At 64.1% G+C, this 11,874-nt stretch carries 10 protein-coding genes; 9 read left to right on the top strand and 1 reads right to left on the bottom strand.

What is annotated here, in order from left to right:
* Positions 1-163: 163 nt before the first annotated feature.
* The 7 genes from ACLI1C_RS01525 to ACLI1C_RS01495 all read left to right on the top strand — a co-directional run bounded on the left by ACLI1C_RS01525 (position 164) and on the right by ACLI1C_RS01495 (position 8,180).
* Positions 164-1,222, top strand: a complete 1,059-nt coding sequence (locus ACLI1C_RS01525; RefSeq protein ID WP_411395087.1) for an ABC transporter ATP-binding protein — start codon at positions 164-166, stop codon at positions 1,220-1,222.
* 397 nt (positions 1,223-1,619) lie between these two features.
* Positions 1,620-2,834 carry an ROK family protein gene (locus ACLI1C_RS01520; protein WP_411395085.1) on the top strand — a complete coding sequence of 405 codons (1,215 nt, stop codon included), beginning with the start codon at positions 1,620-1,622 and terminating at the stop codon, positions 2,832-2,834.
* A complete protein-coding gene (locus tag ACLI1C_RS01515) occupies positions 2,831-4,090 on the top strand; it encodes a M20 family metallopeptidase (RefSeq protein WP_411395084.1) in 1,260 nt (419 codons plus the stop codon). Before ACLI1C_RS01520 ends, ACLI1C_RS01515 begins: the two co-directional genes overlap by 4 nt.
* A 27-nt stretch (positions 4,091-4,117) precedes the next feature.
* Positions 4,118-5,173 carry a substrate-binding domain-containing protein gene (locus tag ACLI1C_RS01510; protein WP_411395083.1) on the top strand — a complete coding sequence of 352 codons (1,056 nt, stop codon included), beginning with the start codon at positions 4,118-4,120 and terminating at the stop codon, positions 5,171-5,173.
* Between the two features lie 57 nt (positions 5,174-5,230).
* Entirely contained in the window at positions 5,231-6,220 is a 990-nt protein-coding gene (locus ACLI1C_RS01505; RefSeq protein ID WP_411395082.1) for an ABC transporter permease, read from the top strand.
* 9 nt (positions 6,221-6,229) lie between these two features.
* Positions 6,230-7,429: an alanine racemase gene (locus ACLI1C_RS01500; protein ID WP_411395081.1), complete on the top strand. Its 1,200-nt coding sequence runs from the start codon at positions 6,230-6,232 to the stop codon at positions 7,427-7,429.
* Positions 7,430-7,439: 10 nt separating this feature from the next.
* Positions 7,440-8,180 carry an ATP-binding cassette domain-containing protein gene (locus ACLI1C_RS01495; RefSeq protein WP_411395080.1) on the top strand — a complete coding sequence of 247 codons (741 nt, stop codon included), beginning with the start codon at positions 7,440-7,442 and terminating at the stop codon, positions 8,178-8,180.
* Between the two features lie 43 nt (positions 8,181-8,223).
* Here ACLI1C_RS01495 and ACLI1C_RS01490 read toward each other — a convergent pair whose 3' ends face one another.
* Entirely contained in the window at positions 8,224-9,069 is an 846-nt protein-coding gene (locus tag ACLI1C_RS01490; protein WP_411395079.1) for a helix-turn-helix transcriptional regulator, read from the bottom strand.
* A gap of 190 nt (positions 9,070-9,259) precedes the next feature.
* Between ACLI1C_RS01490 and ACLI1C_RS01485 the strand changes: the two genes are divergently transcribed.
* Together ACLI1C_RS01485 and ACLI1C_RS01480 are read left to right on the top strand one after the other, a co-directional pair.
* Positions 9,260-10,777, top strand: coding sequence for a sugar ABC transporter ATP-binding protein (locus ACLI1C_RS01485; RefSeq protein ID WP_411395078.1), 1,518 nt, complete (start codon positions 9,260-9,262; stop codon positions 10,775-10,777).
* Entirely contained in the window at positions 10,777-11,850 is a 1,074-nt protein-coding gene (locus ACLI1C_RS01480; protein ID WP_411395077.1) for an ABC transporter permease, read from the top strand. Before ACLI1C_RS01485 ends, ACLI1C_RS01480 begins: the two co-directional genes overlap by 1 nt.
* Positions 11,851-11,874: the final 24 nt, after the last annotated feature.

Raw genomic sequence — 11,874 nt, 5'->3', positions numbered from 1 at the left:
TGATGCGATTTTGCGGCCGCATTAGACACGAGGTGGGATGCGATGACCTGCGCCCCGCTGCCGGGGAGGGCAGCGGGCCACCGAGGTGATTGCGTTATCTGTTGTTAGCTTGCCGGCCGCGCCAAGGCGGGCGAGCGCCCACCATCGACCTGGGGAGGAAAAGATGGGTGCCGTGACAATCCGAGACGTTCGCAAGAACTATGGCAGCGTGGAAGTGCTGCACGGGATATCCATCGACATTGCGGACGGGGAGTTCGTGATCCTGGTCGGCCCCTCCGGCTGCGGGAAATCGACGCTGCTGCGGATGATCGCCGGCCTCGAGGACATTACCGGCGGCGAGATCGAGATCGCCGGGATGGTGGTCAACGACCTGGCGCCCAAGGACCGGGACATCGCCATGGTGTTCCAGTCCTACGCGCTTTATCCGCACATGACGGTGGAGGAGAACATGGCGTTCTCGCTCCGCCTCGCCCGGGTGCCGAAGGACGAGATCAAGCGCCGTGTCGCCAGCGCCGCAGTGGTGCTGGGGCTTGACCCCTATCTCGAGCGCTATCCGCGCCACCTGTCGGGCGGGCAGCGGCAGCGCGTCGCCATGGGGCGCGCCATCGTGCGCAATCCGCGGGTGTTCCTGTTCGACGAGCCGCTGAGCAATCTGGACGCCAAGCTGCGGGTGCAGATGCGCAGCGAGATCAAGCTCAATCACCAGCGGCTGAAAACCACCACGGTCTATGTAACGCATGACCAGGTGGAAGCCATGACCATGGCCGACCGCATCGTGGTGATGCATTCAGGCAATATCGAACAAATCGGCACGCCGCTCGAGCTTTACGATCACCCGGCAAACCTGTTCGTGGCGGGCTTTATCGGCTCGCCCGCCATGAATATCATCGGCGGCACTGTTGCCGGATCGGCGTTCCGCTTTGCCGATGGCACAAGCATCGACCTGGGCGCCCTGCCCAAGGGCGTCAAGGACGGCCCGATCACCATGGGCGTGCGCCCCGAACATCTGCGTCTCGACCCCAAGGGCATCATGGCCGAGGTCGTCGTCATCGAGCCGACCGGCTCGGAAACGCAGGTGACGCTGAGCCTGGGCGGGCAGGACCTTGTCGGGGTGTTCCGGGAGCGCATCAGCGCGCAACCCGGCCAATCCATCGGCATCGCCTTCGACAAGAGCCTGCTGCACCTGTTCGACAACGACACTGGAAAACGCATCCTGCGCTAAGGCTGCGCGGCGGCAGGTCAACAAGATTGGGCCCTTGCCCCCCGGTGGCACAGTCAAGCGCATTGAGTCCGGGCTAATGCGGCCGGGCCCAAATTAGCCGTCCAACCGCCTCGACCTGTCGGAGTTGCATTCGCTGGTGGTTGCCCGGCAAAGGGCACTGTTGGGTGTCGGACCTAACCGCTTGGCTCTTTGCAGCCCTGACCATCTGAGTTCCTGGTACCTCCTCCGGCGGTCGCTATCCGGGTGGCCAGCGGGCCGACAGGTCGTTGCCTTCAGCATCTTCAAACCTGCGAAACTGGCGCATTCCCGCCGCGGTTGACCTGGGACAACACGCTTGACTTCTCTTCGCATCCGTAATTAGTTCGATCAGTCACCGAACTAATTGAAGGCGTACGGCGTGTCTCAGACCACTCGTATTTCGCGGCAGTTTTCCCTTCGCTCCGTCATGGAGGTGATCGTGCAGGGTGGTTCGGTATCCCGCGCCTCCATCGCCAAGCAGACGGGACTCTCCAAGCAGACCATTTCCGAAATCGTACGCCAGCTCGAGGAAGAAGGCTGGGTGCAGGAAACCGGACGCACCAGCGGTCACGTCGGCCGTACCGCCGTTACCTATGAATTGGTCCCCTCCGCGGCCTATATCGTGGCGGTCGACCTCGGGGGCACCAAGGTCCGCGTTGCCATCTGCGATCTTTCCAGCCACGTCTTTGCCGAGGAAACCGAGCCGACCCACCCGGCCGGCGGTCAGGCCATCGTCGCCCAGATCGCGGCCCTGTGCTGGAAGACTGCCGACAAGGGCGGCGTCGCGCGCAACAAGCTGCGCATTGCCGTGGTCGGCGCGCCGGGCGCGCCGCAGCCTGAGACCGGCCGCGTGCTGCTGGCACCGAACATTGCCGGCTTCGACCAGATGGACGTGGCCGGCGCGCTGGAACAGGCACTTGGCTTTGAGGTGATGCTGGAAAACGATGTCAACCTGGCCGTTCTGGGTGAGAGCTGGCTGGGCGCCGGGCAGGGCATCGACAATCTGGCCTTCATCGCGCTGGGCACTGGCGTTGGCAGCGGACTTATCCTCAATGGTCAACTGGTGCGCGGCGCCACCAACGCCGCCGGAGAGCTGGGCTTTCTGCCGTTCGGCGCCGATCCCTTCGAGCTGGAATCGCTGCGCGCCGGCGCCTATGAACGCAAGGTCGCCTCGGTCGGAATCATGGCTCGCTACCGCGATGCAGCGGGGCATGACGCCACCGTGCCTGCCATATTCGAGCGCGCAAATGCCGGAGAAACGGCGGCAGTTGCGGTGCTGGACGAGACAGCGCGCTATCTGGCACGCGGCATAGGCGCCATCGCCGCGGTGGCCAATCCGGAAAAGGTCATTCTTGGCGGGTCCATCGGTGCCCGGCCGGAACTGGTCGAGCGGGTTCGCCACATGTTGCCGCTCTGCTTTCCCTACCCCGTCGAGATCGCGGCCAGCGTCCTGGGCAATCATGCTGCGCTGGTCGGGGCAGCCGCTATCGGGCTCAGCCATCTACACAATACACTGTTCGGGACCGAAACCCCGGAATCGCGGATTTCCCTGCCGCCGGCCAATGCCGTCTCGCTGCGCGAGGCATTGCTGTGAGCGCGAACCTTGAGGCACGACTTGGTGCTGCCCTGGATCGCGACGATGCGATAGCGCTGCTGCGCGGCGCCATCGGTTGCGACAGCATCACCGGCAACGAAGCCAATATGGTCTCCTTCCTCGTCGGCCAGATGCGGTCCCGAGGCGTGGACGATATCGAAACCGCGGACTTCCTGCCCGGTCGCCCCAATGTCTGGGGCGAACGTCGTGGCACAGGCGGTGGGCCGCGCCTGCAGTTTGTCGGCCATACCGATACCGTCCATGTCGATGGCTGGCGGGAGCACTGGGCCGGCGATGCACGCGAAAATCCGTTCGGCGCGCCGATTATCGATGGCGAGATCTGGGGTCGCGGAGCGGGTGATCTCAAGGCCGGCATCTGTACCAGCCTGGCGGCGCTGAGCCTGCTCGACCGCGCCGGCATTCGCCTGAAGGGTGACGTGGCCTACGCCTTTGTCGGCGATGAGGAAAGCGGCCAGCCTGGTACCGGCGTCTCTGCCGGGATCAAGCATCACCTCGCGCGCATCGAAGCTGGCTCGATCGCCCGGCCCGATTTCTGCATCTATGTCGAGCCGACCCGGCTGGCGGTCTATCCGGCCCAGATGGGCTTTTTCATCGCCGACATTTCCATCACCGGCAAGTCCGCCTATTTCGGCGTGCCCGAACTGGGCCATGATGCACTCAAGGCCAGTCATGCGGTAATGGCGGCGCTTTGGGCGCATTCCGATGCCATATCGGCGCGCGCCGAACACCCGCTCGTCGGCAAGGGATTCCTGCTGATCACCACCCTGGCCGGTGGAGGCTTTATCGCAGTGCCCGAAGCCTGCACGCTGTCGCTGATCCGCAAGCTCCTGCCCGGGGAATCGCTCGATGCCGCCGCGGTGGAACTCGAAGCGGTCATCCGGGGTGCCGTCGCCGATCCGGCGATCACCATCAAGATCGCCTATCCCGCCGGTCGGGACCATGCACTGGGTGGCTCGGCCACCGAGACCGACCCTGCCCACCCCGCCGTGCAATTGCTCAGCGACACCGTGGCGGAAGCGATGGCGGGGCGCGGCGGAATCGAGGGAGCGCCATTCTGGTCGGAAAGCCCATTCTTCGCGAACCGGCTGGGCGTGCCCACCGTCTATTGCGCGCCGGGCGATATCCGCAACTGCCACACCTTCGAGGAGCGCGTCAGCGTTGAGGAGTACCTCGCCGGCGTGGTCGCCTTCGCCAGTTTCATCGCCCGCTATTGCGGCGTGGAAGACCCATTATAGGGACATCAATTCAAGGGAGACTGCACAATGAAGACCACCAAACTGCTGATACCGGCCCTTCTGGCCGCCACGCTGCTCAGTCCCGCCGCCTTCGCGCAGACGGTCGGCCCCAATGGCGAAAGCGCCACCCCGTCCTCCGATGTCGTGCTGGGCGACGAGGATATCGCGGCCCTCGCCGGCAAGGGCTACAAGGCCGCCCTGCTTTGGCACACCTCATCAGACTTTATCAATGCCGTGGCTGCCGGCGCCAATGACGAATTCGCCCGCGCTGGTGTCGATGTCGTCGTCACCACCGATGCCGGCTTTGATGCCGCCAAGCAGCGCTCCGACATCGAGACCGCCCTGGCCGCCGGTCCCAATGTCATCCTCTCACTGCCGCTTGATCCGGTCACCTCCGCCGAGGCCTTCAAGGAGGCTGTCGCCTCGGGCGTGGAACTGGTGTTCCTCTCGAACCTGCCGGCTGGCTATGTACATGGCACGGACTACGCCGCCATCGTCACCGACGACCTGTTCCAGATGGGCAAGCAGGCTGCGGATGTGCTGGCCGACGCGATCGGCGGCGAGGGCCAGGTGGGGTATATCTTCCACGATGCCGCCTACTACGTGACCAACCAGCGCGACCAGGCCTTCAAGACCACGATCGAAGCCGATTATCCCGGCATTGCGATCGTCGCCGAACAGGGTATCTCCGACCCGGCCCGTGCAGAGGAACTGGCCAGCGCCATGCTGCTGCAGAACCCCGAGCTCGACGGTATCTACGTCACCTGGGCCGAACCTGCCGATGGTGTGCTTGCTGCCCTGCGCAGCGCCGGCAATACCACGACCAAGATCGTGACGCTCGATCTCTCCGAGCCGATTGCACTCGACATGGTCAAGGGCGGCAATGTCGCCGGCATCGTGGCCGACGAAGCCTATGAACTGGGGCGCGCCATGGCAGCCGTCGGCCTCAAGGCACTGCTGGGCCAGGAAACCCCCGAATTTGTGGTTGCCCCTGCCCTAACCGTCACCGCCGACAGCGTCGCCGAAGGCTGGCAGCAGTCCCTGCATCGCGAGGCACCGGAATCGGTGCTCGCGGCACAGTAATCCTCCCGGGGCGGGGGCAATGGTGCACCCGCCCCACTTCACTTCCAGGAGGCAGTCATGGCCACCCCTGACACCGCATCCGCAGCCCCCTCGCTGCTTGACCGCCTGACCGGGGCCAATCTGCAGCAATATGTGGTCTATGTCGGCTTCATCGCCATTTTCATCTTCTTCGCGGTGGTGCTGCGCGACAGCGGCTTCCTCACCCAGCGGAACCTGGTCAACATCATCCTGCAGACGGCCCCCGTGACCATTATGGCCATTGGCCTGGTCTTTGCCCTCTCGGCCGGCGAGATCGACCTGTCGATCGGCTCGACCGTCGCGGTCTCGGCGCTCTGCGCTGCCATGGCCATGGCGGCCATGCCTCAGGTGGCGCTGCCGGTGGGCATCGCGGCCGGGCTTGGCGCCGGCCTGGCAGTCGGCTTCGTCAATGGCGCATTGGTGGCCTGGCTACGCCTGCCCAGCTTCCTCGTGACGCTGGCGACGATGGGCCTCATTGCCGGGGTGGCGCGCTCGCTGACCCAGCTGCGCTCCATCCCCGTCACCGACCCCACATTCACCGGCATCTTTGGCTCGGGGGCGGTGTTCGGTATTCCTTCGCTGGTCATCTGGACCATAGCCGCCATTGCCATCGGCCACTTTGCCTTCCGCCAGACCCGCTTCGGCGCTCATGTGCTGGCGACTGGCGACAATGCCCGCGCTGCCATGGTCACCGGCATCAAGGTGCCGCGCATCCGGCTTGCCGTCTTTCTGATCAGTGGCGCCATGGCGGGTTTGGCGGGCCTGCTCTATTCGGGGCGCCTACAGGCCGCCAAGTACACGCTGGGCGAAACCGATCTGATGACGGTGATTGCCGCAGTGATCGTCGGCGGCACGCTGCTCAATGGCGGCAAGGGCTCCATCATCGGGGCGCTGGTAGGCTCGCTGATGATGGGCATGCTCAACAACGGCCTGATCCTGATGGGCCTTTCCGTTTCCGACCAGATGATCGTGCGCGGCCTCATCATCCTCGTTGCGGTTGCAGTCTCGCTGCGCGAAACGGCACGATAGGAGCCAATCATGTTTCTCGACGTTCTTCGCCGCCGCAACCCGGACTTCATCACCGCCGCCATGGCGCTGCACCAGGCAGGGCGGATCCCGGCCAATGCCTATGTACTTGATCTCGACGCCGTCACGGCCAATGCGCGGGTGCTCAAGACCGAGGCGGACCGCCATGGCCTCACCATCTATGCCATGACCAAGCAGGTCGGCCGCTCATCGAGCTTCTGCCGCGCCGTAATGGCGGGAGGAATCGAAAAGTCGGTGGCCGTGGACATGGCCTGCGCCCGCGCCACCCACAATGCCGGAATGCAGGTTGGCCATCTGGGCCATCTCTCCCAGATTGCCCGCCACGAAGCGGATGCCGCTGCCGCAGTTCTACGTCCGGACTACTGGACCGTGTTCAACGAGACCAAGGCCCAAGAAGCCGCCTCCGGCGCCAACAAGGCCGGCCGGATCCAGAACCTGCTCGCCCGTATCAAGGCCGAGGGCGACACCTTCTATCGCGGCCATGAGGGCGGTTTCGATGCCGAAGACATCCTCGCGGTGGCCGACGCGATCGACGCGCTCGACGGCGGACGCTTTGCCGGCATCACCACATTCCCGGCTTTGCTGTTCGACCACAGCAGCCGCAAGGTGAAGCCCACGCCTAACCTTGCCACCCTCACCCGCACCGCCGAGGCGCTGCGCCGGGCCGGGCGCACCGACATCGCGGTCAATGCACCGGGCACCACCTCCTCAGTGCTGCTGGCGGCCCTGGCCGAAGCCGGCGCTACCCAGTGTGAGCCGGGCAATGGCCTGCATGGCACAACGGCGCTGCACGTGGTGGAAGACCTGCCCGAACTGCCCGCCGTGCTTTACCTCACCGAGGTGTCGCATCTCTCGGGCGGCAAGGCCTATTGCCTTGGCGGCGGGTTCTATATCGACCCGATCTTCCCCGATTACCCCGTCAAAGCGATCGTTTCGCCCGAGCCGACCACCGCTGCTGACGCCCTGCGCGAAGTCGAAATCCCTCCGCCTGCCGCCATCGATTACTACGCCATGATCGACGCCACCGGCCCGGCCGCGTCGCGCCCAGGAGACACGGCAGTGTTCGGCTTCCGCGGCCAGGCTTTTGTCACCCGTGCCTATGTGGTGGGCGTGTCGGGCATTTCCACCGGCGATCCCAAAGTCGAGACCATCGAAAACAGCTTCGGCCAGCCCGAAGCCTGGCCACTCTAGGAGGCATGCGATGAACCAGCCCGTGCTCGCGCTCAACAATATCCGCAAGAGCTTCGGTGGCGTCGTCGCCATCGAGGATTTCAGCCTCACCGTCCACCCCGGCGAGATCGTCGCGCTGGTGGGCGACAATGGTGCCGGCAAGTCCACGCTGATCAAGATCATCTCGGGCGTCCATGCCCCGACGTCAGGCAGCATCGTGATCGAGGGTGAAAGCGTCGCCATGTCGAGCGCCACCAAGGCACGCGAGCACGGCATCGAAGTCGTCTATCAGGACCTGGCGCTCGCCGACCAGCAGTCGGTCTACATGAACCTGTTCCTCGGTCGCGAGCTCACCAGGGGGCCCTTCGGGCAACTTGACCGAAATACCATGGTGGCCGAAACGCAGCGGCTGGTTGATGAACTCGACGTTCGTATTCCCTCGCCGCATGCTGCGATCCGGGACCTGTCCGGCGGCCAGCGCCAGGGCATAGCCATTGCGCGAGCCACCCGCTGGGCAAAGAAGCTGATCCTGCTCGATGAGCCCACGGCTGCCCTCGGTGTCGCCGAAACGGCACGGGTCGAAAACATCGTTGCCTCGCTCAAGGCCCGCAGTATCGGCGTGCTGATCATCAGCCACAGCCTCGACCAGGTTTTCCGCCTGTCCGACCGCATTTGCGTGCTGCGTCGCGGCAAGCAAATCGGCATCCGCAAAACGTCCGAGACGGACAAGAACGAGATCGTTTCGATGATCACCGGGCTCGAAGCAGCTTAGCGCCCACGCTGGCACAAATAGCGGGTGACGCCTGATCTGTCTTTCAGTGCATCCCCCCAATCTTTGGAGGAACATCAGAGTTTGGGTGGTGGCGGACCTCCTGCAGGGTCTCGCGTGTCGGACGGTCCGCTGGCGGCCTTGCCTGACCGCCCGATGGGAATGATCTAGCGTAGTTTGACGGCGTCTTGCCGACATACTGAAAGAAGGCGCTGGAAAAGGCCGAACTGGATGAAAAGCCAACTTCAAAGGCGGTCTGGGTAACCGACAACCGTTCCTTGCGCAGCAGTTCCATTGCGCGGTTCATCCGCAGTTCCCGGACAAAGTCCCGCCAGGTCTGGCCCAGTTCGACTTGCATGTGCCGCCGCAGGGTGCGCTCGGACATGCCTGCGAACTGGGCGGCTTCCGGCAGCGTCACGCTCGGTCCGCGACGGGTGGCGAAGTCGATCACCTTCTGAAGGTTGGAGTTCTCGGCATAGGGTGTCCACAGGATGCGCTCGTGGCGGAACCATTCGGGGACCATGTCACCAAGCGTGACGTAGAATGAACGAGCCTTGCGGTCACGCGTGCCGGTGTCGGGGCCCCAACGCAGGGAATGCTGCAGCAGGGTGGCCGCAAAGTCGCCGACCGGGCCGACCCAGCAGCCATCGTGATGCCAGCTGACTTCTTCGTGGCAGAACTTGGCGACGAGACCCGTCGAGAGGACGCGGGCGCGAAGGCGAAACATGCGCCCGGGTGGAATATAGACCATGTGATCGGGAGGAATGACCCACTCGCCGGCATGGCCGAAAAGCTCAAGCTCACCCGTCAGGCAGCGTACAAGCTGCCCGCCGGCCTCTGCCTCGGTCTCGAAGTCGAAGCGGCCCTCGAAGGGCTGGGAATGGCTCGACATATCAGATCGCACCGCAAACCAATTCTCCGTCACCTGAACTTTCATTGGAATCCCCGCTTGTCCGAACTTCGCTTATAATTGTCCGAATATCGAATGCAGGACAAGTCCGATATCGGCAATATCCTGGCAGATCGCATATTAGAGGCCAACGCGAATGGTCCGCGGTTGACGGAGGAGAACCAGATTGAAAATGGCCAGTTCACAGGCCCCCGTGCTGACACTGGCGCAACTGAACAAGCGCTTTGGCGGCACCCATGCCGTACGCAATGTCGGTTTCTCCCTGGCGGCCGGCGAGATCGTGGCGCTGCTCGGCGAAAATGGCGCCGGCAAGTCGACCCTGATCAAGATGCTGGCCGGGGTTCATGCGGCCGACAGCGGTCGCTTCCTGTTCCGCGGCGCTGCCTTCGATCCCCGTGACGGCCATGCCGGCATTGCCTTCATCCATCAGGATCTTGGGCTTATTGAATGGATGACGGTGGCCGAGAACATCTGCCTGATGCGGGGCAATTACCCGCGCCGCTTCGGTCTCATCGACTGGCGGCAGTCGAGCAAGGCAGCGCGGGCAGCCCTTGCCATCGTTTCGGCGGATATCGACCCCGAGACACGAGTGCGGGACCTGACGCGCACGGAAAAGTCGCTCGTCGCCATCGCGCGCGCCCTGGTTCACGACGTGCAACTGATCGTGCTCGATGAGCCTACTGCCAGCCTGCCCCAGGCCGATGTCGAGATACTGCACAAGGTTCTCAGATCGCTGCGGGCACGCGGCGTTGCGATCATCTACGTGTCGCACCGTCTCGACGAAGTCTTTGCCATAGCGGATCGCGCCGTGGTGCTCCGCGACGGCTATCTCGTCGCCGACGAACCTATTGCCGGTCTGGATGGCGAGCGCCTGGTCGAACTGATCATCGGCGGCATGGCGAAGGACGTATTCGTTCGCCCACCACGCCCGCAAGGCACCGAAGTCGTACTGCGCGTGGACGGACTGGTCGTCCAGGACGTTGGCCCCGTCAGCTTTGCACTTCATCGCGGCGAGGTGCTCGGCCTGGTCGGGCTTCGTGGCGCGGGTCAAGAAGCAGTGGGGCGCGCACTCTTCGGCCGCGCGTCCATCGGCGCGGGCGAGGTGCACTTGCGGGGCGGTCCGGCAATTGATTGCCGCAATCCGCTCGAGGCCATCCGCGCCGGCATAGTCATGGTGGCGGGCGACCGCTACGAGGAATCGGTGGCCCGTGGCCTCACTGTGGCGGAAAACCTCTTCCTCAATCCGTCGCTCACCGGGCGACGGATTGTGGATTTTGCAGCGCCGGAAGCGGAGACCGCCAAGGCAGCCCAAATCGGTCGCACCTTCGATATCCGCCCCAATGACCCGTCGGCGCCGATCGAGACCCTTTCGGGCGGAAACCAGCAGAAGGTGGTGATCGCGCGCTGGATGCAACTCGACGCCGACGTGCTGATCCTTGAGGATCCCACTGCCGGGGTCGATGTCGGGTCCAAGGCGGAAATCTATGCCTTGCTGGCCAAGGCACTGGAGGATGGGCTTGCCGTTCTCCTGATCTCCACTGATTTCGAAGAGGTGGCGGCGCTCAGCCACCGGGCCTGCGTGTTCCGCAATGGCAGCATCACAACCGAACTCGAGTCCGAGCGGCTATCCGTCGAAACGCTCTTGAGCGCTGCATCCCTAGAAACAACGACAAGGCAGGAGTACGCCTGATGGAATCCTTGCGATCGACGGCGCTTGAGCCGACCGCCGGAGAACTCTCACACCTCAAACCGGGTGCCCGTCTGGCGCGCATCGTGCCGGTCTATGGCCTGCCCCTGCTGACGGTGCTGCTGATCCTGTTCTTTTCGCTGCTGCTCCCCGACACCTTTCCCACGGTGCTCAATCTGCGCGCCATACTGGGGGAGAAGTCAGTCATTGCACTGCTGTCGCTGGCGGCGATGATCCCGATGATGACGGGCCGTATCGACCTCACAGTAGGCTACGGCATCGTCATCTGGCACATCCTGGCGATCAGCCTGCAAACCGTCTACGGGCTCCCCTGGCATGTCTCGGTGCTCATCGTGCTATGCGGGGGCGCCTTGCTGGGGGCCATCAATGGCCTCCTGGTGGAAATCGCCCGTATCGACAGCTTCATCGCCACGCTGGGCACCGGCACCGTGATCTACGCCATCGCACTTTGGCATACAGACGGACGGCAGGTGATCGGCATGCTGCCGCCCGAATTTACCGCCATCCACACCACCAACCTGTTGGGTCTGCCGATCTCGGCCTTCTATGTGCTGGCCATTGCGCTGGTGCTGTGGATCGTCTCGGACTTCCTGCCGATCGGGCGCTATCTCTATGCCATCGGTGCCAATTCCCGCGCGGCCGAACTCAACGGCATCCGGACCCAGCGTTTCGTCATCGGCGCTTTCGTCGCCTCGGGGGTGCTGGGGGCACTGGCCGGCATCGTGCTCGCCGCCAAGCTGCGCATCGGCCAGGCCAGCGTGGGCCTCGAATTCCTGCTGCCGGCCCTGGTTGGCGCATTTCTGGGCTCGACGACGATCAAACCCGGGCGCGTCAATGTCTGGGGCACCATGGTGGCCGTGATCATCCTGGCAGTGGGCATATCCGGCATCCAGCAGATGGGCGGCGCCTTCTTTATCGAACCCTTGTTCAACGGCGCGACGCTGCTCGTGGCCATCGGTATCGCCGGCTATGCCCAGCGCCGCCGCGGCTCGGTGCGCCATGCCCGGACACCGGCACAGCCCGAAGCGGCGGCCGACCAGACATCCAAGTCCTAACGACCCGTCTTCAAGGAGGAAAGA

It is taken from the genome of Devosia sp. XGJD_8 (assembly GCF_046614475.1).
Classification (GTDB): domain Bacteria; phylum Pseudomonadota; class Alphaproteobacteria; order Rhizobiales; family Devosiaceae; genus Devosia.
The sequence above is the reverse complement of the archived record's forward strand: the minus strand, read 5'-3'. Positions and strand labels throughout refer to the sequence as shown.